At 64.6% G+C, this 24,738-nt stretch carries 18 protein-coding genes; 4 read left to right on the top strand and 14 right to left on the bottom strand.

Translation table 11 applies throughout. The features are described 5' to 3' along the window. Positions 1-94: 94 nt before the first annotated feature. The 4 genes from AC1AYR_RS07020 to AC1AYR_RS07005 form a co-directional block, all read right to left on the bottom strand. A complete protein-coding gene (locus AC1AYR_RS07020; protein ID WP_476512082.1) occupies positions 95-232 on the bottom strand; it encodes a hypothetical protein in 138 nt (45 codons plus the stop codon). A 213-nt stretch (positions 233-445) separates the two neighbouring features. Continuing rightward, positions 446-1,366: an AraC family ligand binding domain-containing protein gene (locus AC1AYR_RS07015; RefSeq protein WP_476512081.1), complete on the bottom strand. Its 921-nt coding sequence runs from the start codon at positions 1,364-1,366 to the stop codon at positions 446-448. 149 nt (positions 1,367-1,515) lie between these two features. After that, a complete protein-coding gene (locus tag AC1AYR_RS07010; protein WP_476512080.1) occupies positions 1,516-2,715 on the bottom strand; it encodes an MFS transporter in 1,200 nt (399 codons plus the stop codon). Positions 2,716-2,790: 75 nt separating this feature from the next. Next, positions 2,791-5,091 (bottom strand): alpha-galactosidase, encoded by a 2,301-nt coding sequence (locus AC1AYR_RS07005; protein ID WP_476512079.1) that lies wholly within the window; start codon positions 5,089-5,091, stop codon positions 2,791-2,793. 196 nt (positions 5,092-5,287) lie between these two features. On the opposite strand from AC1AYR_RS07005, the gene AC1AYR_RS07000 reads away from it, so the two are divergent. The 3 genes from AC1AYR_RS07000 to AC1AYR_RS06990 all read left to right on the top strand — a co-directional run bounded on the left by AC1AYR_RS07000 (position 5,288) and on the right by AC1AYR_RS06990 (position 8,889). Then, positions 5,288-5,830, top strand: coding sequence for an alpha/beta fold hydrolase (locus AC1AYR_RS07000; RefSeq protein ID WP_476512078.1), 543 nt, complete (start codon positions 5,288-5,290; stop codon positions 5,828-5,830). 281 nt (positions 5,831-6,111) lie between these two features. Then, on the top strand, positions 6,112-7,791 hold the full coding sequence (gene ettA, locus AC1AYR_RS06995) for an energy-dependent translational throttle protein EttA (RefSeq protein WP_476512077.1): 1,680 nt from the start codon (positions 6,112-6,114) through the stop codon (positions 7,789-7,791). A 195-nt stretch (positions 7,792-7,986) separates the two neighbouring features. Continuing rightward, entirely contained in the window at positions 7,987-8,889 is a 903-nt protein-coding gene (locus tag AC1AYR_RS06990; RefSeq protein WP_476512076.1) for an acyl-CoA thioesterase, read from the top strand. A 238-nt stretch (positions 8,890-9,127) separates the two neighbouring features. On the opposite strand, the gene galK is transcribed toward AC1AYR_RS06990, so the two are convergent. The 9 genes from galK to AC1AYR_RS06945 all read right to left on the bottom strand — a co-directional run bounded on the left by galK (position 9,128) and on the right by AC1AYR_RS06945 (position 21,205). Next, positions 9,128-10,378 (bottom strand): galactokinase, encoded by a 1,251-nt coding sequence (galK, locus tag AC1AYR_RS06985; RefSeq protein ID WP_476512075.1) that lies wholly within the window; start codon positions 10,376-10,378, stop codon positions 9,128-9,130. Positions 10,379-10,478: 100 nt separating this feature from the next. Next, on the bottom strand, positions 10,479-11,729 hold the full coding sequence (gene galT / locus AC1AYR_RS06980; protein ID WP_476512074.1) for a galactose-1-phosphate uridylyltransferase: 1,251 nt from the start codon (positions 11,727-11,729) through the stop codon (positions 10,479-10,481). A 2-nt stretch (positions 11,730-11,731) separates the two neighbouring features. Beyond that, positions 11,732-12,541, bottom strand: coding sequence for a DeoR/GlpR family DNA-binding transcription regulator (locus tag AC1AYR_RS06975; protein ID WP_034526657.1), 810 nt, complete (start codon positions 12,539-12,541; stop codon positions 11,732-11,734). Positions 12,542-12,704: 163 nt separating this feature from the next. After that, complete coding sequence (locus AC1AYR_RS06970; RefSeq protein ID WP_476512073.1) at positions 12,705-13,856, bottom strand: quinone-dependent dihydroorotate dehydrogenase; 1,152 nt, start codon at positions 13,854-13,856, stop codon at positions 12,705-12,707. 83 nt (positions 13,857-13,939) lie between these two features. Then, positions 13,940-15,343, bottom strand: a complete 1,404-nt coding sequence (locus AC1AYR_RS06965; RefSeq protein ID WP_476512072.1) for an NADH:flavin oxidoreductase/NADH oxidase — start codon at positions 15,341-15,343, stop codon at positions 13,940-13,942. Between the two features lie 127 nt (positions 15,344-15,470). Next, positions 15,471-17,765 carry a transglycosylase domain-containing protein gene (locus tag AC1AYR_RS06960; protein WP_476512071.1) on the bottom strand — a complete coding sequence of 765 codons (2,295 nt, stop codon included), beginning with the start codon at positions 17,763-17,765 and terminating at the stop codon, positions 15,471-15,473. Between the two features lie 111 nt (positions 17,766-17,876). Further along, complete coding sequence (locus AC1AYR_RS06955) at positions 17,877-18,572, bottom strand: Crp/Fnr family transcriptional regulator (RefSeq protein ID WP_476512095.1); 696 nt, start codon at positions 18,570-18,572, stop codon at positions 17,877-17,879. Positions 18,573-18,774: 202 nt separating this feature from the next. Continuing rightward, on the bottom strand, positions 18,775-20,055 hold the full coding sequence (locus tag AC1AYR_RS06950; RefSeq protein WP_476555150.1) for a lipoate--protein ligase family protein: 1,281 nt from the start codon (positions 20,053-20,055) through the stop codon (positions 18,775-18,777). Positions 20,056-20,158: 103 nt separating this feature from the next. Then, positions 20,159-21,205 carry a 3-isopropylmalate dehydrogenase gene (locus tag AC1AYR_RS06945; protein WP_476512070.1) on the bottom strand — a complete coding sequence of 349 codons (1,047 nt, stop codon included), beginning with the start codon at positions 21,203-21,205 and terminating at the stop codon, positions 20,159-20,161. 280 nt (positions 21,206-21,485) lie between these two features. Here AC1AYR_RS06945 and AC1AYR_RS06940 point away from each other — a divergent pair, with 280 nt between their 5' ends. Further along, the gene (locus AC1AYR_RS06940) at positions 21,486-22,835 is read left to right on the top strand and encodes a hypothetical protein (RefSeq protein WP_476512069.1); all 1,350 of its coding nucleotides are present in this window, start codon (positions 21,486-21,488) and stop codon (positions 22,833-22,835) included. 139 nt (positions 22,836-22,974) lie between these two features. On the opposite strand, the gene AC1AYR_RS06935 is transcribed toward AC1AYR_RS06940, so the two are convergent. Continuing rightward, positions 22,975-24,645 (bottom strand): zinc ribbon domain-containing protein, encoded by a 1,671-nt coding sequence (locus tag AC1AYR_RS06935; protein ID WP_476555151.1) that lies wholly within the window; start codon positions 24,643-24,645, stop codon positions 22,975-22,977. Positions 24,646-24,738: the final 93 nt, after the last annotated feature.

The raw sequence follows: 24,738 nt of genomic DNA, 5'->3' as shown, positions 1-24,738 counted from the left end.
TCCTCCGTTCCGTGACGATTGTTGTATATCGAACAAAGGCAATCGTACGGGCGAATGTTACGCGAAACTCATTCGGACGGAAACGGGCGTCCGCCTACTTCTGCGGCACGAGTGCGCCGATGAAGCTGATGCGGCGGTTGAACACGTTGACCAGACGCCCCACAAGCAGCGCCGAGGCCACGGCTCCCAGGCCACTGATGAATCTGCATGATTCCCACTGATGAATCTGCATGATTCCCACTGATGAATCTGCATGATTCCCACTGATGAATCTGCATGATTCCCACTGATGAATCATCATTCAAGGAGGGACGATGATACCGAGGACACTGCCGAAGCAGCTCACTCCGATGCCGTCACGGTCCCCGTCGCATCGGCGACCGGCCCACGTCAAGGCGATGGGCCAACGACGGACCGATGACCTATCCGCCCGGCATCCGCACCCTCAGTGCTGGAAGATCGCCTTGAAGAAATCGATGTCGATGTTGAGCCCGTTGTTCATGGTCTTGCGGATCTGCCGGTACTGGGTGGGTGTGGTCCGCTGCGCGGCCTTGAACTTGCGGAAGAACAGGTCCGTGCTGCCGTATCCGCATCGTTGGGCGACCTCGGCGATGGCGATGTCGCTCAGGCTCAGCAGGTCGCAGGCCTTGGTCATGCGGATCTGGTCGAGATAGTCCCTGACGGTCATGCCGACCTCCAGACGGAATTCGCGCGACAGGTAACTGCGGTCGACGTTCAGCGCCCTGGCGACCTCGGCGACGCCGATGCCTTCCGCATAGTGCGCGGTCATGTATTCGATCGCGTTCCTGATGACGTCACTGGATGGCGCCGCCACCTCCGGCACGCTTTCCTTGAGCAGCTGTTCGCTCAGCAGGTGGAGGAAGTCGTAGGCGATGGAGTGCAGTTTGAGTTCGTCCTCCACCGATCCGCCGGCATAGGAGTAGCACTGCATGATCAGGTTCAGGAACGGCAGGGCCCCGCGCACGCGGAAGGCGTCGCGGCCGGGCCCCAATCCCAGGCTGCGCATGTAGAACTCCACGTCCTCGCCGCCGAATCCCATCCACAGGTACGTCCAGGGATTGGTGGCGGAGGCCTGATAGGACGAGGAGTCGTCGGGACGGATCACGAATCCCTCGTTCTGATGCAGCCGGTAACGGGTGCCCTTCGACCACAGTTCGCCCTCGCCGCTGAGGATGACGTGGATGATGTAGGTGTCGCGCATCGCCGGTCCGAAGGAGTGCGACGGCTGCGTCTGCGACAGGCCGCAGAACGAGAAGCCGAGGCCCCTCATCGGATGACTGGGGTGCAGCATGTAGAACAGCGCCTTCTCCACGATCGCCCTTCCTTCCGGATTGCCGTCGAACAACCTAATATTCTAGGATTCTAGGATGTCCATTGTAGGCCCGGCATGGAGGCGCCCGGGGCGGGGACATGTCCATCGGGAACATGGCTCCGGCCCCGGGCGCGGGCGGCGAACCGGTCGAAAGGCGGGATCGGACCGGGATCGGACCGGGATCAGGCGACGGCATTCCCCTTGCGCGACCTCACGTCATGCACGATCACACCGGCGAGAATCATCAGGAAGACGACCGCGTACACGGGGAACGGGACGGTCAGGGAATCGGTGCGCAGGATGGCCTGGATGCCGTTCATGACGATGGGCGCGGCGAAGTTGCCGATGTTGCAGCCCACGAAGATCAGCGACGTGGCCATCGTGCCGGTTTTGGGACCGGTGATGTCGCCGAGCGTGTTGAAGATGTACGGGAAGCACAGGGACCCCGGGAATCCGGAGAGGAACAGACCGGTCACGGCCAGCGCGAAGCTGTCGCCGGAGAAGCCCATGAGCAGGTCGGAGGCCGCGTAGATGACGAGCCCCAGATACAGCACGTACTTGCCCATGACCTTGTTGAGCAGACCGAACAGGAAGCCGGAGATGATGCCCAGCATCGGCATGAGGGACAGCAGGAAGCTGGAGTTGTAGTCGGAACCCATGATGCGGGCGGCGATCGAGGGGAATCGGACGGTCATGGACAGGGAGTTGAGCACCTGGATGACGGCGAACATCATCAGCGCGTACACGAACGGGTTCATTTTCTCGTCGGCGTCCACGGCGTCGCCGGCGGCGCCGGCCGAGGTGGAGGCACCATCATCCCGTCCGCCCGCTTCCGGCACGCTGAACCAGAAGAACAGCATCACGGGGAACGCGAACAGGTAGATGGCGAATGAGAAATGCCAGCCGAGGTTCAGCAGCAGTCCGGCGATGATGGTGAGCACGGTCTGGCCGATGCTTTCCATCGAATTGCGGAAGCCGAGCAGCGTGGCGCGGGTGTCGCCGTCGTACAGCGCGTTAATCAGGCTGACGGCCAGCGAGTTGTACAGACCCAGACCGCAGCCGAGCAGCAGCCGGCTGGCGAAGATGATCGGATACGCGCTGGTGAACATCGGCACGATGCCGGCCGCTCCGGCCAGCAGCAGGCCGAGGCAGATCACGCGCTTCATGCCGAGCATGCGCTCGAACCAGCTGGACAGGAAGATGAATACGACCACGGCCAGGCTCGGCAGCGTGGAGAGGATCTCGTTCTGCGCGGCGTTGGTGCCCATCGCCTCCTGCATGAACGGCAGGGCGCCGTTGATGGCCGGGGCGCTGGTCAGCAGCAGTGAGATGGATAGGACCGCGGCCTTGACGATCCATGATTGCGCGGTGGACTTGGACATGATGATGGCTCCTTCGCTACGGGAAAATCAATCGGGAAACGGACGAAAACGCGAATCAGACGAAAACGGCGACGGTCAGTCGACGGCGTCAAGCACGAACAGACGTGAGGTGAAGTCGGCGGTGCCGCCGAGCGGGTTGCCGTCGCCTGGCTGTCCGGACGAGGCGTCGGAGCTGACCAGACCGACATTCATCAGTTCGGCGCCGGTGAACATGCCGCCGTCGATGGAACTCGGACCGGTGCAGGAGACGCGGTACACAGTCTTCGGATCCAGACCGCGCGGATACAGGCGCGTGTAGGCGGTGTTCGGATGGGTGAGGATGCGGTAGTCCGCGACGATCGCCGTGCGACGGTCCCCGGAGACCACCATCCATGCGGTCTTGTCGCGCTCCCCTTCGAACGGGGAGACGAGACGGTGGAACGAACCGGTGTGAATCACCTCGCGATACCGCTTGAAGAACGCCGTCTCGTCCTCGACCCGCGCGTATTCGTCCGCGGTGAGCCGGGACAGATCGAGTTCGAAGCCGAACGTGCCGAACATGGCGACGTTCGCACGCGTATCGATCGGGGTGACGCGTCCGGTCTGATGGTTCGGCACGATGGAGACGTGCGCGCCGATCGCCGCGAGCGGGTAGAACAGGCTCGTGCCGTACTGGATCTTCATGCGCTCCACGGCGTCGGAATCATCGCTGGCCCAGATCTGCTGCACGTAGTACAGCATGCCGAGATCGAAACGGCCGCCGCCCGACGCGCACCCTTCGATGATGAGGTCCGGGAACACCCGGAGCAGGCGCTCGTGCAGCGCGTAGACGCCGAGGATGTAGCGGTGGAACACCTCGCCCTGATGCTCCGAACCGCGCGTGACGTCGTACGCCTCCGTGATGTTGCGGTTCATGTCCCACTTGATGTAGGAGATGTTCGCGCCGGACAGCAGCTCGTACATCCGGTCGTAGATCGCGTCCACCACCTGCGGATCGGCGAAGTTGAGCACGTACTGGTTGCGCCCGTGGGACTCATGGCGTCCGGGCGTGCGGATGACCCAATCGGGGTGCGCCCGGTACAGGTCGGAGTCCTTGTTGACCATCTCGGGTTCGAACCACAGGCCGAACTTCATGCCCAGATCGTTGATGCGGCGCGACAGACGGCCCAGTCCCTCGGGCAGGCGCGTCCTGTTCGGCGTCCAGTCGCCCAGACCGGCGGTGTCGTCGTTGCGCTCGCCGAACCAGCCGTCGTCGAGCACGAACAGCTCGACGCCGGCGTCCCTGGCCTTGGCCGCGATCGAGACGAGCTTCTCCTCGTCGAAGTCGAAGTACGTGGCCTCCCAGTTGTTGATGAGGATCGGCCGTTCGCGGTCACGCCACGGCCCGCGCACCAGATGGCGCAGCACCAGACGGTGGAACGCCTGGCTCATGCCGTCGTAGCCGTCGCGGCCGTACGTCAGCACCGCCTCCGGCGATTGGAGGGATTCGCCGACGCCCAGATGCCAGCGGAACGTCAGATCGTCGAAGCCGACCTGGAGACGGGTCACGTCGTACGAATCGACCTGCGCGCCGATCGTGTAGCTGCCCGAGTATACGAAGCCGACGCCGATGACCTCGCCGTGCGCCTCCGTCGTATCCGGGCGCGCGAACGCCGCGACGGGGTTGGCGAAGTGGCCGCTGGCGCCGCGCAGCGATTCGATGGCCTGCGTGCCGTGATGCAGCCGCTGGCGGCGGATGGCGCGTTCGCGCGCCCACGCGCCGGTCAGTTCGGTCATCTCGTAGTCGCTGTCCGGCAGGTCGAGGTTCAGGCTTTCCAGGCGTTCGACGACCACCGGTTCGGTGCCGTCGTTGCGCACGCGCACGGACCTCGCGATGACCGGCAGATCGCGCATGATGGTGTAGTCCAGCGTGACCACGACGCCGGTGGGACCGTCGCGCAGGTCGATCTCCAGCGTCGTCGCCTCGGACTCGTCGTCCACATAGGTGGCGGGCAGTCCTTCCAGAGCCGGTTTGCCGGGGATGATGCGGTGGCCGGCATACCGGAGGTCGGTGATGGTCGACCCGTTGCCCTGACGGATGGAGATCGCCGGACGACGGTAGTCGGACGTCCCGTATTCGGGGAACTCCTGACGCAGATGCTCCAGCGAGTACATCAGGTCGCCCTCGATCGGGCAGGACGACACCGGACGGTGCTGCAGTTCGACGAGATAGCCGAAATCCTCACGATCCGGCACCGCGGCGCCCACGTACAGGTTGAGGAGCTTGCCCTCGTCGTTGGCGGCGAGGATGTAGCTCACCGCGCCGTTGGTCAGGTGGAACTGGTCGCCGTGCACAAGCACCAGCGCCGTGCCACGGGTCATCGCCACGTTGCGTTCCGTTGCGTTGCGTTCCGTCATCGATACCTCTTTCGTAGGGGACTTCGTTGTTCGATGCCCCCATGATATGGATTCGCGGAATGCCGCAGGGCGGCCGGAGGCGACCATTCGTGTCCCGTTTGCGACGATTCGTGCAGCGGGCCGCAACATATGCGTGATAGCGTGGAACATGTTACGGCAAGCGGCATGACGAAGTGACGCGGAAGGGGATAACGCCATGACTTCGACAACGGCAATCACGGAGACCGAAACCAGACGTTTGGAACATTCACCGATCACCTACTATGTCCGACGCCCATCGACGCCGCGCGACACGGACGGCGATCCCGCCGGGCGACGTCTCGCCGGGCAATGGGCGCTGCTGCTGCATGCGGCGTTCGTGGATCATCGGATGTTCGACGACCAGAGCTCCTATTTCGCAGACCGTCTGGGCATGAACGTGATCGCCGTGGACATCATCGGGCACGGCGCATCCATTCCGGAACGCGGAACCAAGGGCGGATTGACCGACATGGCCGGCTGGCTGGAACGCATCCTCGACGACGAACAGGCGCCGAAGGCCCATGTGGTCGGCGTCTCGCTCGGAGCCGTGCTGGCGCAGGATTTCGCCAACGCGCACCCGGAGCGCATGGCGTCGCTGGCGTGCTTCGGCGGATACGACATCAACGATTTCGACGAGAACCTGCAGAAGGCCAATTCCGGCAAGCAGCTCGGCATGATGCTCAAGGCGTTGTTCTCCGTGAAGATGACTCCGAGATAACCGGCCATCCACCGTGGAGGGCGACGCGCTCGATCCGCCGTGCCGATCGCCGTGAACGCAACCCTGCGGGATCGCCACATTCCAGCCCTTCCGATAGCATGGTGGGCGGTGGTTTGGCACGGATACGACCGCTATGCGGACAACACGCCGCGCAGTGGACGGCACCCGGGGGAGACACGCCACGACGCACGTCACCCACGGCGTGGATCACGCCCGGCCGAACCGAAGACAGACTAGCAAACAGCGGAATTCCAACACTCTGTAAGGAGAAGCTGCAACCAATGGCAGAATTCGTGTATCAGATGATCAAGGCGCGCAAGGCGTTCGGCGACCGCGTCATCCTCGACGACGTGACCCTGAGCTTCCTGCCCGGCGCGAAGATCGGCGTGGTCGGCCCGAACGGCATGGGCAAGTCCACGCTGCTCAAGATCATGGCCGGCCTTGAGACCGTGTCCAACGGCGAGGCCACGCTCACCCCGGGCTTCACGGTCGGCATCCTGCAGCAGGAGCCGCCGCTGGACGACACGAAGACCGTGGGCGAGAACATCAAGATGGCGTTCGGCGACATCGCGCAGAAGGTCGACCGCTTCAACAAGATCGGCGAGGAGATGGCGAACCCGGACGCCGACTTCGACGCGCTCATGGAGGAGATGGGCAAGCTCCAGACCGAGATCGACGCCGCGAACGGCTGGGATCTCGACTCGCAGCTCGAGCAGGCGATGGACGCCCTGCAGTGCCCGGATCCGGACACCCCGGTGAACGTGTGCTCCGGTGGCGAGCGCCGCCGCGTGGCCCTGTGCAAGCTCCTGCTCGAAGCCCCCGACCTGCTGCTGCTCGACGAGCCCACCAACCACCTCGACGCCGAGTCGATCCTGTGGCTGGAGCAGTTCCTGCACCAGTACAAGGGCGCCGTCATCGCCGTCACCCACGACCGTTACTTCATGGACAACGTGGCCGAGTGGATCTGCGAGGTGGACCGCGGCCACCTGTACCCGTACAAGGGCAACTACTCCACGTACCTGGAGACCAAGGCGAAGCGTATGGAGATCCAGGGCGCGAAGGACGCGAAGCTCGCCAAGCGCCTGAAGAACGAACTCGACTGGGTGCGCTCCTCGCCGAAGGCCCGTCAGGCCAAGAACAAGGCCCGTCTGGAGCGTTATGACCAGATGGAGCAGGAGGCGCGCAACAACAAGAAGCTCGACTTCTCCGAGATCCAGATTCCGGCCGGCCCGCGCCTGGGCTCCACGGTGCTCGAAGCGACGCACATCCACAAGGCGTTCGGCGACCGCGTGCTCATCGACGATCTGTCCTTCACGCTGCCGCGCAACGGCATCGTCGGCGTGATCGGCCCGAACGGCGTCGGCAAGTCCACGCTGTTCAAGACGATCGTCGGCCTCGAGCCGCTCACCTCCGGCGAGCTGAAAATCGGCGACACGGTGAAGATCAGCTACGTCGACCAGAACCGCGCGGGACTCGACCCGAACAAGAACCTGTGGGAGGCGGTCTCCGGTGGCCTCGACTTCATCGAGGTGGCGGGCGTCGAAGTGCCGACCCGCGCCTACGTGGCGAGCTTCGGTTTCAAGGGCTCCGACCAGCAGAAGCTGACCGGTGTGCTCTCCGGTGGTGAGCGCAACCGACTCAACCTGGCCCTGACCCTGAAGCAGGGCGGCAACCTGCTGCTGCTCGACGAGCCCACGAACGACCTCGACGTCGAGACGCTGGAATCGCTCGAGAACGCGCTGCTCGGCTTCCCGGGCTGCGCCGTCGTGATCTCCCACGACCGTTGGTTCCTCGATCGCGTCGCCACGCACATCCTCGCGTGGGAGGGCGATGACGAGAACCCGGCCAAGTGGTACTGGTTCGAGGGCAACTTCCAGGCGTACCAGGAGAACCGCGTCGCCCGCCTCGGCGAGGACGCGGCCCGCCCGCACCGCCTGCACCGCAAGCTGACCAGGGTCTGATCGTCCCCGCTGCCTGCGCTTTACCAACCGGAAGGGCTCCCCTCTTGGGGAGCCCTTCCGCATTCCGGCGGCATAACCGCATGTTCACATGGCTCACACGCTCGTTACAATCGTCCCCGATGTCCTTAACGCCCGGCCGTTACAGTCGGAGGCATCGGATAATCGAAGAACCATCGAAGTACAAGGGAGACGAGCATGACCGACGACACCATCACACCGCTGGAACATCTGGTGAAGGTGCTCAGGCTGGGCAGGCCCTCCGACTACCGCAACCACACGTATGTGAACGGCGAAAGCCTCTACTTCCCCACCGGTCGCGTGTACGGCGGCCAGGTGATCGCCCAGTCGTTGATGGCGGCGGCGAAGACGGTGCCGGCGAACCGTCTGCCGCATTCGATCCACGGGTATTTCATCGCCCCCGGCGACATCCGTCAGGACCTGCTGTTCGACGTGGAGAAGCTGCGTGACGGACGATCGTTCTCCGCACGCCGCGTGAACGTCACGCAGGCGGAGGGGTCGATTCTCACGGCGATCGCCTCGTTCCAGGTGACGGGTCAGGAGGGTGTCGAATTCTCCGATCCGATGCCGACCGACCTGCCCGATCCGGAGTCGCTCACCAGCGCGAAGGAGCTCATGGAGCCGTTCGCCGGCAAGTCGCCGTTCGCGAACTACTATGTGAGGAAATCCCCATTCGATATCCGGCACATCACGCCGACGATCATGCTTGGTCCGGACAAGGAGTCCGCGGAAGCCGATTCCGGCAAGCAGATGGTGTGGATGCGCGCCGATGGGGAGATCGAGGCACCGCAGCTCATGCATCGTGCGATGCTGGCGCTCGGATGCGATCAGGTGATGATGGAACCGGTGCTGCGTCGCGCCGGACTGTCGATTTCCACGCCGGGCATCGCCTACGCGTCGATCGACCATTCGATGTGGTGGTATCGCGACGTGGACATCTGCCAGTGGCATCTGTACGTGCAGGACACGCCGACCGCCGCGCACGGCCGCGGGCTCGGCACGGCGAAGGTGTATTCGCAGGATGGCGAGCTGGTCGCCGCCATCGCCCAGGAGGCGATGATCCGCGTGCCGCGCGACTAGACACCGCGCGACTGAAAGGAATCGGCCCCTAACAGAAATTCGCCCCCGCTGGCGGGGCTGTCATGCATGGCATGACTGGGGGTGGTCGTTCGGATTGCCAACCGTGACCACCCCCAGTCGGCTATCGCCGACAGCCCCCGCCAGCGGGGGCGCAATCATCAAAGGCTCATGCCTCGCGATGCTCGCCAGATCGCATTGCGCAGCACCTTTCCCAAGCGGGGGCACGATCGTGAAAGGCTCACGCCTCGCGGGAGGCGCTCGCGGCGGCGTATGCGGCCAGCGCGCGCGGCGCGTGGAAGCCACGCTGCTCGAACTCGTCGGCGATCTTCTGGGCAACCTCCTGGGAGCGGCCCTTGTCGACGAGCGCGATGATGGAGCCGCCGAAGCCGCCGCCGGTCATACGGGCGCCGTAGGCGCCGTTGTGGCGGGCCACGTCCACGGCCACGTCGAGCTCCGGCACGGTGACCTCGTAGTCCGCGGCGAGCGAATCGTGGGACGCGTTGAACAGGCGTCCGGCGGATTCGATGTCGCCCTGGGCGAAGGCGCGCACGAAGGAGCGCACGCGCTCGATCTCGGTGACGACGTGGCGCACGCGCTTCTTCATCGTCTCGTCGGGCAGCGCGTCGAGCGTCTCCTTGAGCGCCTGGAACTGGTCGTCGGCCTTGGCGATGCCGTCGGCGGCGACGCGCAGGTTGGCGACGCCGAGGACCTTCGCAGCCTCCTCGCAGGTGGCGCGGCGCTGGGCGTACTGGCCGTCGTTCAACTGGTGCGGGGCCTGGGTGTCGACGACGAGCAGTTCGAGACCGTACTTGTCGAGGTCGAACTCCTGCTGGGAGACGTTCTCCAGCGGCGTGAGCTCGGGACGGCAGTCGAGCAGCAGCGCGTGTCCGGGCGTGCAGCGCATCGAGGCGTTCTGGTCGAGGCCGCCGGTGGAGGCACCGGCCATCTCGTTCTCGGACTTGATGGCGGCGTTGATGAGGGTCACGCGGCCGGCGTCGGAGTCGCCGTAGCCGAGGCCATACACGTCGTCGAGGGCAAGCGCGGTCGAGCAGGTCATGGCGGCGGAGGAGCTCAGGCCGGAGCCGAGCGGCACGCAGGAGACGAACGCGGCGTCGAAGCCCTTGACCTGGGAGAAGCCGGCCTCGCGCAGCGCCCACGCCACGCCCACCGGGTAGGCGGCCCAGCCGTCCACGCCGCGGGCCTTGAGCCCGTCGAGGTCGGCTTCGGCGACCTTGTCCGGGGAGATGGACGAGACGACGCGCACCTTGGTGTCCTCGCGCGGCTTGAGCGCGATGAACGTGCGCTGCGGCAGCGCGATCGGCAGGCACAGGCCCGCGTTGTAGTCGGTGTGCTCGCCGATCAGGTTGACGCGGCCCGGGGCGGCCCACACGCCTTCCGGCGCGGAGCCGTAGGTGTCGACGAACAGCTTCGTCGCCTCGGAGACGCCCTCCTCGTGGGAAATCGGTTCGATGAATTCAACAGCAGCCATTGGTGTTTTTGTCCTTCCTTGGTTTGTGGAACATGTGGAGTGCCCCGGCGACCCCTTCCCCTCCCCGCGGAGGGGGTGCAGGGAGCCGGGGCGGATGGGATCAGTCGGCGATGTCGACGTCGCCGAGCTCGTGGAAGCGCTTCGCGATGAGTTCCGGGGTCGTGTCGGAGATCCAGGCGGCCATGCCGGATTCGGAGCCGGCGAGGTACTTGATCTTGTTGGCGGCGCGGCGGAACGAGAAGAACTGCAGGTTGAGGCGGTAGTTCTCGCGGCGCGGATCGTGGATCGGGGCCTGGTGCCAGGCGGCGATGTACGGCAGGTCCATGCCCTTGCCGTCACCCTTGTCGAAGAACGCGTTGCCGCGCTTGAGCAGGTGCGAGTACATGGAGGCGAGGTCCCAACGCTCCTGGTCGTCGAGCTGGTCGAGGGTGAGCACGTCACGCACCGGCGCCACATGCACTTCGAGGGGCCAGCGGGCGGCGGCCGGCACGTAGGCGACCCAGCTGTGGTTGCGCATGATGACGCGTTCCTCGGCCTCCAGCTCGGCGTTCATCAGGTCCTTGAGCAGGTTGCCACCGGTCTTCTCGTGGTATGCCTCGGTCTGCTTGAGCTCCTGCTCCATCTTCGGGGCGATGAACGGGTAGCAGTAGACCTGGCCGTGCGGGTGGGCGAGGGAGACGCCGATCTCGGCACCGTGGTTCTCGAACGGGAAGATCTGCTCGATGCCGTCCATCTTCGAGATTTCGGCGGTGCGGAACGCCCACGCCTCGACGACGGTGCGCAGACGGCTCACCGGCAGGTCGGCGGGCAGGCCATGCTCGTTCGGGTCGAAGCAGATGACCTCGCAGCGGCCGGCGGCCATCTTCTTCTCCCACAGCGGGTTGCCGTCGACGTAGGTGACGTCTTCGGAACGGCCGGGCACGCGCACCATCGACGGGAATCGGTTCTCGAACACGACGACGTTGTAATCGGTGTCCGGCACCTCGCCGTCCTGGTACGGGTCGCCGGGCTTGCGGGCGGCCAGCGGATTGCCCTTGGCGGTGGCGCCGGGGCCGGCGGTGATCGGGCGGTTCATGCGCGCGGTCGCCATCGGGATCCAATCGCCGGTCAACGGGTCGCGGCGCATCTCGGGGGCCGCGTACGGCACCTCTTCGCCGGCGGCGTTCAGCTGGTTGCTGAAGCGGTAGGCGAGGTCGCGCGGATCCTTGAGCTCGCGGGTCTTCGCACCGGAGACGTATTCGGGATCGTCGTCGAGGTAGAAGAAGTCGCGTCCGTCGGCGAGCGTCGTCGGCGTGATGCGGATGTGCTCCTTCGCGTATGCACCCGGCTCGTAGGCTGCGAATTCGGTCATGGTTATTCCTGCTCACTTTCCTGTACGGGCTCGGTCTGTTCGGCCAGCACGAGCTCTTTGACCAGTTCCTTCGTTTTGGCGGCGGTATCGGGGTCGAGACCGTCGTCGGTGATGACCGTGTCCACCTGGTCGAACCGCGCGAACAGCGACAGTGATGTGCAGCTCCACTTGGTGTGGTCGGTCAAGATGATGGTGCGATCGGCGATGTCCATCATCGCCATATCGGTGGCGGCTTCCAGCGAGTTGGGCATGAGGAAGCCGCGGGGGATCGACACGGAGTGCGTGCCGAGGAAGACGGTGTTGACGCGCAGCGAGGCGACGACCTTGTCGGCGATGGGGCCGACAAGCGAGTTCGACCTCGTGATGACGCCTCCGGTGACGATCACCTCCACGTCCTTCGATTCAAGCGCCTGCACAAGCTCGGCGACGGGAATCGAATTGGTGAGGATGGTGATGCCGGCGGCCTGCTGGCTTTCCAGCAGGTGCTGAGCGAAAACGTAGGCGGTGGTGCCGCCGCCGATGGCGATCACGTCGCCGGGGGCCACGTATTTGACGGCCTCCTGCGCGATGGCGTCCTTGAGACCGATGTCCATCTGCGACTTCACGGAGAACAACGGTTCGCTCAGCAGCGTGCTGGTGGTGACTGCGCCGCCATGGACGCGTTTCAGCAGTCCCTTGTCGGCGAGTTCGGCGATATCGCGGCGGATGGTCATCGCGGAAACGCCGAGTTCCTTGCTGAGGGCCGTGATACGCACGGCACCTCTGGTGCGTAGCCTGCTCAGTATCAGGTGTTGACGTTGTGACGATATCATGTGAACATTATCGCACACAATCGCCCATACATCAAACCGAGTTGTGCGTTTCTCGTCCCATTTCCGTAATTTTGCAAACGTTAGCGCACAAAAAACAACATAGGCCGGTCACATAGCATACGTGACCGGCCTGAAGCGCACACCCGTGGTTCACATAGGAACGTCAGTCGACGTCGACGCCGACGGCTTCGGAGACCGACGAGAACCCGTCGCGGCGCAGCAGCTCGGCGAGACCACGCTTCAGGACCGTGATCTGCTGGGGTCCGCGGTACATGAGCGACGAGATGAACATCACCAGGTCGGCGCCGGCGCGAATCCTCGCGTACGCCTGTTCGGGCGTGAACACGCCGCCGATGCCGGCGATCGCGAACCGGTCGCCGTACTCGCGGCGCACCTTCGCCACCAACGCCTCGCTGGGCGCCGTGCACGGACCGCCGGACAGACCACCCTCCCACTCGTGCGGAATGGCCAAACCGGTGCGGTCCTTGTTGAGATTGGCGAGCGAGACGCCCTGCACGTTGTGCTCGGCGAGCACGTCGAGCAGGTCACGCAATTCCTCCCACGGCTTGTTGAGCGGCATCTTGACGAGCGTCGGCTGCGGTCGGTCGATCTTGTCGAGCGCGGTGAACAGCTTGTCGAGCGCCTCGGGCGAAGCGGTGAACGGTTCGCCCACGTGCGTGTTCGGGCAGGACACGTTCACTTCGACCATCGCGGTACGGCCGGCGGCGCGGCGCATCGAAACGCAATAATCCTCGATGCCCTCGTCAAGGTCGCCGCAGTACCGGTCGTTGGTGCGGGCGATCGACACGGACACCTGCATGTCGTGCGCGTGGGTCCACGCCTTCTCCGCGCGGTCGATGACCTTGTCGGAGCCGATGTTCGCCAGTCCCACGTGCACCATCATCGAATCGTATTCGGGCAGACGATGGAACCACGGCTTCGCGTTGCCGGGGCACGGGCGGGACGTGGTGGAGCCGACCGTCTCGAAGCCGAAACCGGCGTTGTCGAGCAGAACCGGCATATCGCAGTTCTTGTCGAGTCCGGCGGACAGGCCGAACGGATTCGCGAAGTCGACGCCCATCACCGTGGTCTCAAGAATCGGATCGGTGTAGTTGAGCATCGTGCGTTCCGCCCACAGCAGCGGCGGGACATGCTTGACCACGCGGCAGAACGCGATCATACGGTCGTGCGCCTCGTCCGGCGGCACGTTGAACACGAAATTGGGCTTGATGACGTGCTTGTAGCCGAAGGTGAACAGGTCGCAGGTCGCCTTGTTGACCGCGTCATGCCAGAAGCTATCCGAAACGTAACTCATGGTCGTCCAGTCTAGTCGGTTCCCGGCCAGACTGGTAGGCCAGACTGGCCGGCCAGGCTGGTAGGCCCGGCCGGGAGCCCCGGTCAGTAGGCGCCGCGCACGTACTGCGGCTGATAGGGAGCCTCGGTGACGGGCACGCCGAGTTTGGCGGCGGCGCGCAACGGCCAGTACGGGTCGCGCAACGCGGCGCGTCCAATCTCGATCGCATCTGCCTTGCCCTTGGCGAGCACCTTCTCCGCCTGCTTCGGCTTGGTGATGAGTCCCACCGCGGTGACCGGCACTTCGGCGCGCTTGCGCACCTGCGCCGAGAACGGTACCTGGTAGTCGGGCTTGACCGGAACCGTCACACCGGAGACGATGCCGCCGGTGGACACGTCCACCAGATCCACGCCGTGCTCCTTGAGGATCTGCGCGAGCGCGACCGTCTGGTCGAGGTCCCAACCGCCCGCCGCCCAATCGGTGGCGGAGACGCGCACGAGCAACGGCATGTCGTCCGGAATCACGCCGCGAATCGCGTCGGCGACCTCCAGTAGGAAACGAATACGCCCCTCGAAGCCTCGACCGTATTCGTCGTCACGCTCGTTGCTCAGCGGGTCGAGGAACTGGGAGATGAGATAGCCGTGGGCGGCGTGGATCTCGATCGCCTGGAATCCGGCAGCCACGGCACGCCCCGCGGCGGCGGCGAACGCGCCGACCAGTCCGTGGATCTCGTCGATGGAGAGAGCGCGCGGCTTCGCATAGCCGCCGAACGGGATGGCGCTCGGGGCGACGGTCTGCCAGCCGCCCGCTTCGGCCGGCACGGTCTCGCGCTCGTAGCCGACGGTGAACGAGCCGGTCGACCCCTTGCGTCCGGCGTGGTTGAGCTGGATGGCGGCCACGGCACCGGTCTCCTTGATGCCGTCGACGATCCACTTCCACGAATCGATCTGCCAATCGGCCCACAGTCCCACGTCGTTCGGCGAGATACGCCCCTCAGGCGCGACGGCGGTCGCCTCGGCGATGATCATGCCGAAGCCACCCATCGCGCGCGACACGTAATGCTGGTAGTGGAACGGCGTCGGACGGCCGTCCTGTGCAAACGCCGAATAGGTATCCATCGGCGGCAGCCAGATACGGTTGCGGATGGTCAGACCGCGCAGCGTCATCGGACGGAACAGCAGCGGGCCGTTCCCGTCGATGTCGCGCTCGGAGCCGTCGGTCTTCACCGTGGACTTGGCGGTTTTGCCGGACTTACCGGCGGACTTACCGGCGGACTTGCCGGTTTTGCCGAGTTTGCCGGCGGACTTGCCGCTGCCGCCCTTCGATTTCTTGCCCTTCCCCTTGCCGCTGCCGTCCGGCTTTCCGGCAGGATTGCCTGCCGCATCGGAATCTGCCGCTGCGCTGATGTTCGGCACGTCAAGGCCGCGGAAATCGAATCCGCTGGGGCCTTCGACGCTCGCTGCGCCTTCTCCCGCGTCACTGCCGTATGCCGTTGTGTTGTCCGTCATTGCGATCCCCCTGATCCGTGATTGACTTCCCTTGATTATTGTACGAACGCGGCTGAATGAACGCCGAACGCCCACCGTATGGATATACGGTGGGCGTTCGGAAGCAGGAAGCGATCACAAAAACCGGTCACTGCCCCTGTTGGGTGGTGGTGCCTTGCTGGGTCGTCGCATCCTGCTGCGTGGTCGTACCCGTCGTGCCCTGCTGTTGGGTGGTGGCCCCCGTCGTGCCTTGCTGGGTCGTCGTACCCTGCTGCGTGGTGGTGCCGCTCGACCCGGTGTTGCTGTACGTGGTGCCGCCGCCCGTATACTTCGAGCTCGGGTTACCGTAGCTGTTGTCGATCGGGATGCCGGCCGTATCCACGTAGGTCTGCATGAACTGCTTCCATGCGGGCTCCGCGACGTACATGCCGTACCAGGTGGGATGGTAGATGCCGTTGATGGTCTTGTAGTTGAACGACTGCGGCGACTCGGCGTTGCCGACGGCCACGAACGCCGCCACCTGCGGGATGAATCCCGCGGTGAGCATGTACGTGTCCTCGTTGGTGCCGGTCTTCGCGAAGGTCTTGCGCCCGCCGCTCAGCTGGGCGTCCACGGCGTTGCCGCCGGAGCGGACGACGCCCTGGTTGATGGCGTATGCCGCGGTCTCGGCGATCTCCGGATCGATGGCCTGATGGCAGTTCGCGGACGGCACCTTGTAGTTCTTGCCGGCGCGGTCGGTCATCTTGGTGATGGCGATCGGGGTGCACTCCACGCCCTTGGCGGCGATCGTCGCGTACACGTTCGCCATGGTCAGCGGCGAGGCCTGCACGGTGCCGATCACCATCGGCGGCTGGAACGAGTTGGAGTCGTAGACGTCCTCATGGCCCTGGATGGAATTGTGGTAGCCCATCGACTTGGCCGCGTCCGCGATGGAGCACAGGCCGATCTGCTGGGTCATCGAGGCCTGGGTGGTGTTGTGCGAGAGCACGAGGCCCTGCAGCGGGCTTTCGTTCGAGGTGCCGCCGCCCGAGTTCTGCACGTTCCACGTGCCGGCGAACCCATAGCCGTTACAACTGAAGCTGGCGGTGTTGTAGGCGGTGTACGTGCGCAGATACTGGTTGATGGACTTGCCCTGCTGCATCCACGCGACCAGGTTGATCGGCTTCCACGTGGAACCAGGCTGGAAGCCCCAGCCGCCGCCGTCCTGTTCGTCGACCGCATAGTTCACGGCCGTTCGCGTCGAATCGATCTTCGCCAGATCGGTGGCGTCATAGGTGCGGTTGATGCCGAAGCCGAGCACTTCGCCGGTGCCGGGCCTGATCGCGGCGATGGCGATCTCGAAGCCGGTCGGATCGTTCGGAGGCACGGTGTCGCGAGCCGCCTGCATGGCGGCGTTGTTGGCGTTCACGTCCATCGTGGTGACGATGGACAGGCCGCCCTCCTTGAGCAGCTTGTTGCGGTCTTCCTCGGTGGCGCCGAACTCCTTGTTCTTGAGGATCTGACGGGTCACGTAGTCGCAGAAGAACGCGGCGTCGCCGGCCACCTGGCAGCCGGAGTCGATGGACTGCACGTTGAGCGTGTCCTTGAGCGGCGTCTTGTAGGCCTCGTCATGCTGCTTCTGGGTGATGTAGCCTTCCTGCAGCATGAGGTCGAGCACGATGTTGCGCTGCTTCTCGGACTCCTTGAGGTTCTCGTCGCTCGTCGGATCGTACTTCGCGGGGTTCTTCGTGATGGCGGCGATGGTCGCGGCCTGCACGACGTTGAGGTCCTTGGCGGAAGTGTTGAAGTAGCGCTTCGCGGCGCTCTCCACGCCGTACAGGTTGTGGTTGCCGAACTGGGCGATGTTGAGATAGCCCTGGAGAATCTCCAGCTTCGAATACTGCTTCTCCATCTGCACGGCGATGAGCATCTCACGCACCTTGCGCGCGACGGTCTGCTCGGAGGCATGGTACTCGGCGATCGGGTCGTCGTCCTCGCGGGCCTGCATGGCGAGCACGTTCTTCACGTACTGCTGGGTGAGCGTGGAACCGCCCTGCGTATCACCCTTCTTCACGAACGTCTGGAAGAAGGCGCGCATGACGCCCTGCACGTCGACGCCGTGATGCTTGAAGAAGCGGCGGTCCTCACGCGCCACCACGGCCTGCTGCATGACTTTGGAGATGTTCTTGATCGGCACGACGGTGCGGTTGTCGGCGTAGAACTCCGCGATCTTCGTGGTGCCGTCGGAGGCGTACATCACGGATTTCTGCGGCAGGGAGGTCACATCGAAATCGACGCCCTCGACCTTGAGCGACGGCACCACGGCCTTGGCCACCGAATTCGCGGCGAATACGGCGGGGGAAACCAGCGTGGCCACCACCACGCCACCGCCGACGCACAGCATGATATAGGTCAACAGCAAAGTGAGCACACGTCGAACGGTAAGGGACTTCTTTTTCGGCATGCGCCCCATTCTAAGTGGGTGGGTCTACCGGAGTCGTCCTCATGCCACGACACATGGAATCATTCACAGGAACCGCACTCCCTGAACGCCGCCGGGGAGGGCGCCGAAAGGTCAGCGCCGTGAACGGCGGATCAGCATGCCCGGCTGGTAGATGATGATCGAACGCCCCTCACGCGCGATCCACCCGCGGTTCGCGAAGTCCATCAGCGCCTTGTTCACGGTTTCGCGGCTTGAGCCGACGAGCTGCGCCATCTCCTCCTGCGTGAGGTCGTGCGGCACCTTGAGCCCCGCCTCGACCGGCTCGCCGAACCGGGAAGCGAGGTTGATGAGCGTCTTGGCCAGTCGAGCGGGCACGTCCATGAACACGAGGTCGGAGATGTGCTCGTTGTTGGATCGCATGCGGCCGGCCATCACCTGCAGCATGTCGATGGCGACGCGCGGATGCTGGTCGAGCCAATGGAACAGGGCGTCATGTTCGAGCCATACGACGCGCGTGCCGCGGTTCATCGCCAATGCCGAAGCGGTGCGCGGCCCGCCGGTCGGATCGAACACGGGAATCTCGCCGAGCACCTCGCCCGGCGCGTGGATGGACAGCAACTGGATGCGATGGTCATTCGATTCGCGCACGAGCTTGACGCGGCCGTGTTCCAGCAGATACATGCGATGGTCAGTGCCGCCCTGCTCGAAGATGGCCTCGCCTTTGTCGTACACGGCCTGGTTGAGATGCGGAATCAGTTCCTCCGCCTGTTCGGGCGACACCTGCTTGAACAGCGCGGTGTGCAGCAGCACGTTCTCCTCTTCGGGCATCGCGTTCGGCCTCTGCGCCAACTCACATCACCATCCCATCATCATGTCGTCGGATTCCGCCGTCGGCACGCGGATATCCTCGACCATCGTCCGCAACATTGTACCGCACACCTTGCGGCTCACGCATGAACGTACCGTAAGCGGTCACACACGTGCCGATACGACGGGCGCACGCCGTCACGCATACAGTCGGCGCACGCCGTCACGCGCGCGACCGGCGCACACGGCAATAATCGAGCAGATGCGCGACGACTTCGGCACGCATCATGCCGGTCTGGCTTTTGAGCGGGTCGACGCGCTTGACGGCCGACCGGACCGCCTTGTCGCGCATCTTCTCGCGACTCACGTTGAGCACACGCGCCATCTTCGCCGCGTCGATGTCGTACGCCATCGTCACGTGATGAAGTACGGCACCGGACGCGCACGTCACGTCCGACGCCGACGCGCTTCCCCGCGCCGCCTCGCGCGTTTGGACGCGCGGCGCGGGGAAACGACGTTGCGCGGCGCCGCCGATCTTGCCGTGCTGCGACGCGAGATCGTTGAGACCGGAGAAACGCACGTCGAGCCCCAGCCCGCGCAGCGCCTCGACGAGCCACCGGTCGCACAGACGATACGACGATTCGACGGACAGTCCCGCGACGAACGACAACGGCGCATACAGGGAATAGGTGATGGTGTTGCCGGGTTCGATGAACATCGCGCCGCCGCCCGTGCAGCGACGCACCACCGTGATTCCCTCGGCGCGCGCGACGTCCTCGTGGACTTCGTCGCGGATGGACTGGAACCGTCCGACGACCACGCACGGCGCACTCCACTCCCAGATGCGAAGGGTGGGCGGACGCGTTCCCGCGGCGACCTCGCGTGTCCACCGCTCGTCGACCGCCATCTGTTCGGCCGGTTCGCGCGGAATGTCGTGGATGATGTCGAGCCGCGGCCAGAGCGCGGACCAGCGGGCGGCGAAGTCGGCGGACTCGCCGGGAGCGATGACAGGGTCCGCGGCGGCCACCCCCAGCAGCTGCGCGGAAGCCTCCGCCGGTGGGGGCGAGATGGAAAGATCCGCGGCAACGGCCGCAACGGCTGGAGAGTCGACGGCGTCCCCCCTCTCCCCCTGAGCGGAAGATTCCGCAGGCGGGGGCGAGATGACGGCGCGGGCGTAGGCGGCGGCGATGGCGGCGGCATCGGTGCCGACGAGATGGGCGTTCGGGTGGCTGGCGATCGCGTCGCGCACGACGGTCGCCACAGCGGCCGGCGGCATCCGGTCGGGAGGCACTGCGGAAGGAGCCATGATTCGAGAGAGCGACCGTTCGATGTCGCGCAGAAGCGCGTCGGCCTGCGCGTCGGAGCCGGCCTCGATAAAGAAGTCCCCGTCGATGCGCACGCGCGTCTTCCCCGCCGCCGCGACCCGCCCTGATTCGACGGTCACCGCGACCAGTTTGCCGCCAGGCGTCTTGCACTCCCCACGCATCATGTTCTCCATGCCCATGCCGCCACCATAGCAAAACGCCCCGCTCCTCCGTGGAATCCGCCGCTGGGCAAGCGCCAGCGACCGGGAAAACGGAGCAACGGGGCGTCGGGGAAAATCACGCTCACATGCGGGCGAGGATGTCCTTGCCGACCTGGTCGGTGGTGCGGACGGTGGAGCCGAGCTCCTCGATGTCCGCCTCGACGGCCTTGTGAATCCGCTGCGCGGCCTCGTCGAAACCGAGATGCTCGAGCAGCATGGCGGCGGAGAGGATCGCGGCGGTCGGGTTGGCCTTGTTCTGGCCGGCGATGTCCGGCGCGGAGCCGTGGATCGGCTCGAACATGGACGGGTATTCGTCGGAGGCGTTGATGCAGCCGGAGGCGGAGTAGCCCACGCCGCCCACGACGGCGCCGGCCTCGTCGGTGAGGATGTCGCCGAAGAGGTTGTCGGTGAGGATCACGTCGAACTTCGACGGGTCGGACACGAGGAAGATCGTGGCCGCGTCGATGTGCGAGTAGTCGTGCGTGACCTCCGGGTACTCCTCGCCGACCTTGTCGACGATGCGCTGCCACATGTCGCCGGCGTTGACGAGCACGTTCTTCTTGTGGACGAGCGTGACGTGCTTGCGGCGCTTCATGGCGAGCTTGAACGCGTAGCGCACGACGCGCTCCACACCGTACGCGGTGTTGATGGACACCTCGGTGGCCACCTCGTTCGGGGTGTTGCGACGGACTGCGCCGCCGGCGCCGCAGTACAGACCTTCGGTGCCCTCGCGCACGACGACGAAGTCGATGTCGCCGGGGTTCGCGAGCGGCGAGGTGACGCCCTTGTACAGCTTGGACGGGCGCAGGTTCACGTACTGGTCAAGGTCGAAGCGGAGCTTGAGGAGCAGGCCGCGCTCCAGGATGCCGGCCTTGATGCGCGGATCGCCGACGGCGCCGAGCAGGATCGCGTCGGTCTTCTTGATGCGCTCCTCCTCGTCCTCGGGCAGGATGGAACCGTCGCGCAGGTAGCGCTCGGCACCAAGGTCGAAGGGCTCGTAGTCGAATTCGGCCACGCCTTCGGCCGCCTTCTCAAGCGCCTTCTGCGCCCACGGGGTAACTTCCTTGCCGATGCCGTCGCCGGGGATCACGGCGATTGTGTACTTCTTCGTTGCGGTGTTTTCGCTCATGGCACGAGACGTTACTCGCGGCCGCCCGGCACCCACGGCGGCCGTTCAGCAATTGGACACGACTGCGGACAGTATGTTGGCACAACCGGAATGGAAAAGGAACGAGGCACGAAGCCGAAGGAAAGAGACGAGATAGTGAACAGGGGGTGAACATAGGCAAGGGGGCACGTTGATTCTTGGCTGGCAATAAGCCCGGTGATAGGCTGAAAACAGCCTCCCGGTGGTTGGAGCGTCATCATCGCCTGATGACGTGGCGAGGAGGATAACGAAAGGAACGCTCATGAGCGACCCCAACGCCAGCGGCGGCGACACAAACCCCACGGACAACGGACAAGTCCCCTTCGATCAGATTCCGAACACTCCGTCCTACGGGCAGCAGTACGGCCCGTCCTACGGGCAGCAGTACGGCCAGCAGTACGGCCAGCAGGCTTATGCCCCGCAGTACGGCGGATACGACCAGCAGACGCCGCCCGCCCAGGCGATGCCGGCACCGTGGCAGCCTGATGGCGCACAACAGGCGCCAGGAGGCTCCCAATCCGGCGCCCCCACCGACCCGAACGGATCATCACAGCAGCCCCCGTCCGACGGGGGTGCGACCGGTGCCGCGCCCGGCCCCGTCCCCGGCGCCCCCGTCCCCGGCGCACCCGCATACCCCGGGCAGCCGCCGGTTCCGGGAGCGCCCGCATACCCGGGTGGACCCGTTCCCGGTGCGCCCGGCCCCGTTCCCGGTGCACCGGCTGCTCCCGGCGCTCCCGCATACCCGGGTGCTCCCATGTACCCCGGCCAGCCCCCGAAGAAGAAGGGACTGTCGAAGGGCGCGCTGATCGGCATCATCGTGGGCGCGATCGCCGCGGTGGTCGCGATCGTGCTCATCGTCGTGTTCGTCGTCGTCCAGCCCGGCAAACTCACGTCGGACGATTATCTCGACGGTCAGAAGCAAACGACCACGATGTACACGAAGTACAGCAACGTCAGCTCGAAGATGTCGAAGGCGTTGGCGACCACGTACGACAGCAAGTCCACGTTCGATAAGGACGATGCCGCGAAGATCAAGGAGTACATCAAACAGTACGAGGACGCAAACAAGGAGTTCACCGACCTGAAGGTCTACAAGAAGGACGACAAGGTCAAGGAATCGTATGACAAGTACGAGAAGAAGGCGAAGAAGTTCGTCACGTTCGCCAACAACATGGCGGATACGGCCATCGCGATGAGCGCCGTCACCAAGGCATGCGATTCGACGCCGACCGCCTCCTTCACGGACGACGACTACTACAGCCAGTACAACTCGTATGTCAAGGGATGCACGACGGCGCTCGACGAGCTCGGCAACTCCAAGATCAAGCCGATCGCCGAATACGGCACCACCATGAAGGACTATCTGACCAAGCTCGGCGACATCATGTCGAAGATGGAAGCGCTCGGCAGCGCCGACTCCATCTTTATGGACGACGCCAAGTACCAGCAGTACAGCGATCTGACGGATGAACTGTATGCTCTGGACAGCCCGTACAACGCCTCGTCCGATCTCAACGATGGTCTGAACGACATCGAGAAGGAGGTCACGCCGACCGAGGAGCTCAACGACCTGTCCGATCTCGTGCAGGACGGCTTCCGCGACAGGATCTAGCGCGGGAGCCGCCCTGCGCAGCGGGATTGAGGATGGTTCCCTATATCAGACGTTGGGGGTGGGCGCATTCCAGCGAATGCACCCACCCCCAACTCTATTGGTCACGTTCCCTCACGGATTTCACCGAACCGACCACGATCTATGCATTGCTCGGAGACTGGCCCCGAGTCACCGTATAGTCGCCGTCATCAGTCATGTACAGCATCCACGACATGTGCGTGTGGTCGAGGTGACCGGTATCTTCCGAGGCCGGCAGCAGGTCGAACGATCCGACCGACTTGCCCTTGCGATCCACGATGATCTTCTCGTCCGTGGTCTGCACGTAGATCTCGTCGGTCAGATAGTTGACGCCTTTGAACGAGCCGCTGCTGAGCAGCAGTCTCCCCCACTGGTCCTTGTCGAGCACTTCAGTGGATTTGAGGTCGTCGTCGATGAGGAAGATTCGTTTGGCGTAGTCATCGCCGAAATCGACGGCTTGCACGTAGACCGTTCCGTCCGAGAACTGGTCCAGATCCAGTTGGGAGTCCTCGCTCACGCCGACGATCGATGCCACCGACTTCGCGGCACCGGTCGAATCGACCATCCAGCCGTTGAACAGCCAATGATCGTCGCCAACGCGGCGGATCGTATCCGCGCCGCAACCGTACGACCTCCCGCAATACGTTTCGGGCACGTCGACGAGCTTCTTGTTCCCGTCGATGGAATACAACTGGTAGGTTTTCGTGCTGACGGTCGTTCCCGGCCGCTTGACCGTGGCCAGATACGTGTCGTACACGGACACGTCCTTCACCTCGGTCTCGGTCATGTCGACCGACTGGTATCCGCCGCTGTCGCTGGTGACCGCGCCTTCATCCTTGAACGTCTGCAACGTCGTCGCCGTCTTCCTGCCATGGGTCAACGCCATCACCTGCGCATGGTCGATGCGCTCCCTGTCCTCTCTGCCGTTCACGGTGAACGTCTCCTCCGTGTGCCATGTCTTCTGCACCGCCACGCGTGTGTCCGAGGCCCCGATCACGGCGTACTGATAGTCCTGATCGCGGTCGGCGAGATTGTCCTCCTCGGTCTTCAGATCGATGCGTTTGCCGAGTTCGCCGGTCTTCACATCCACTTCATGCGCGTACAGGTGCACGGTTTCGGGAGTGGTGCCGACGGCTTTCGTCTTGACCGCGTAGATCACGAACACCGCCGGATTGTCGCCGTATGTGGCGGCGACAATCGGCGTGGTCTCCGCTTTCTCACCGGATTCCAGCATCGAAACGTGGACCACTTCCGAGGCGTTCAGCGCGGGAGTCCATAATCCGAACGAGTATTCGCCTTCATCCCCGGCCTGACTGCCGTTCGACGCGGTCTCGCCGTCGGTGGCGTAGCCGTCGTCCGCGCAGCTGATCAGGTTGGAGACCATGGCGCCACCGCTCCAACTCCACCTGCTGGCGCTTGACCCGCCGCATTGGAAGTCGGTCATCGTGACTTCGCTGACCTTCGGTTTCGTTGGCTCCTCCGTGCTGTTCCTCTTCGTTTTCGGCTGCGCGGCGGTCTTCTTCTTCGTCGTCGTCTGCGCCTGCGTCTCCTGTTGCACGGCGGCCTGCGTGTGACGCCAATACAGGAATCCTCCGATTCCCGCAGCCGCCAGCACGATCGCGACGATCAGCACGATGACGATGGCACGTGCGCGATGCGGTTTCCGTGGTGCGCCGCCGTCACCGGGAGGGACCGGCGTGCCGGAGCCGCCCGGCACGGCCGGCGTTCCCGGTTGCGGTATGGACGGCACCGCCGGTCGCGGCACGGACGGCGGCGCCGGTACGGTAGGCACGACCGGCTGCGGTATGACCGGCTGCGAGATACCCGGTTGCGGGATACCCGACTGCGGCATTCCCGCAAAGCCGTTCCCTTGTGATGTCGCCGC

This window comes from Bifidobacterium sp. LH_417, from assembly GCF_056357035.1.
The sequence above is the reverse complement of the archived record's forward strand: the minus strand, read 5'-3'. Positions and strand labels throughout refer to the sequence as shown.

Bases quoted from the DNA above. Each gene is read 5' to 3' on its own strand.
- AC1AYR_RS07000 (WP_476512078.1), top strand. From the start codon at position 5,288: ATGACTTCGACAACGGCAATCACGGAGACCGAAACCAGACGTTTGGAA.
- galT (WP_476512074.1), bottom strand. From the start codon at position 11,729: ATGACCGAATTCGCAGCCTACGAGCCGGGTGCATACGCGAAGGAGCAC.
- AC1AYR_RS07020 (WP_476512082.1), bottom strand. From the start codon at position 232: ATGCAGATTCATCAGTGGGAATCATGCAGATTCATCAGTGGCCTGGGA.
- AC1AYR_RS07010 (WP_476512080.1), bottom strand. From the start codon at position 2,715: ATGTCCAAGTCCACCGCGCAATCATGGATCGTCAAGGCCGCGGTCCTA.
- AC1AYR_RS06950 (WP_476555150.1), bottom strand. From the start codon at position 20,055: ATGGGCATGGAGAACATGATGCGTGGGGAGTGCAAGACGCCTGGCGGC.
- ettA (WP_476512077.1), top strand. From the start codon at position 6,112: ATGGCAGAATTCGTGTATCAGATGATCAAGGCGCGCAAGGCGTTCGGC.
- AC1AYR_RS06965 (WP_476512072.1), bottom strand. From the start codon at position 15,343: ATGACGGACAACACAACGGCATACGGCAGTGACGCGGGAGAAGGCGCA.
- AC1AYR_RS06940 (WP_476512069.1), top strand. From the start codon at position 21,486: ATGAGCGACCCCAACGCCAGCGGCGGCGACACAAACCCCACGGACAAC.
- AC1AYR_RS06975 (WP_034526657.1), bottom strand. From the start codon at position 12,541: ATGATATCGTCACAACGTCAACACCTGATACTGAGCAGGCTACGCACC.
- AC1AYR_RS06960 (WP_476512071.1), bottom strand. From the start codon at position 17,765: ATGCCGAAAAAGAAGTCCCTTACCGTTCGACGTGTGCTCACTTTGCTG.
- AC1AYR_RS06970 (WP_476512073.1), bottom strand. From the start codon at position 13,856: ATGAGTTACGTTTCGGATAGCTTCTGGCATGACGCGGTCAACAAGGCG.
- AC1AYR_RS07005 (WP_476512079.1), bottom strand. From the start codon at position 5,091: ATGACGGAACGCAACGCAACGGAACGCAACGTGGCGATGACCCGTGGC.
- galK (WP_476512075.1), bottom strand. From the start codon at position 10,378: ATGGCTGCTGTTGAATTCATCGAACCGATTTCCCACGAGGAGGGCGTC.
- AC1AYR_RS06945 (WP_476512070.1), bottom strand. From the start codon at position 21,205: ATGAGCGAAAACACCGCAACGAAGAAGTACACAATCGCCGTGATCCCC.
- AC1AYR_RS06990 (WP_476512076.1), top strand. From the start codon at position 7,987: ATGACCGACGACACCATCACACCGCTGGAACATCTGGTGAAGGTGCTC.
- AC1AYR_RS06955 (WP_476512095.1), bottom strand. From the start codon at position 18,572: ATGCCCGAAGAGGAGAACGTGCTGCTGCACACCGCGCTGTTCAAGCAG.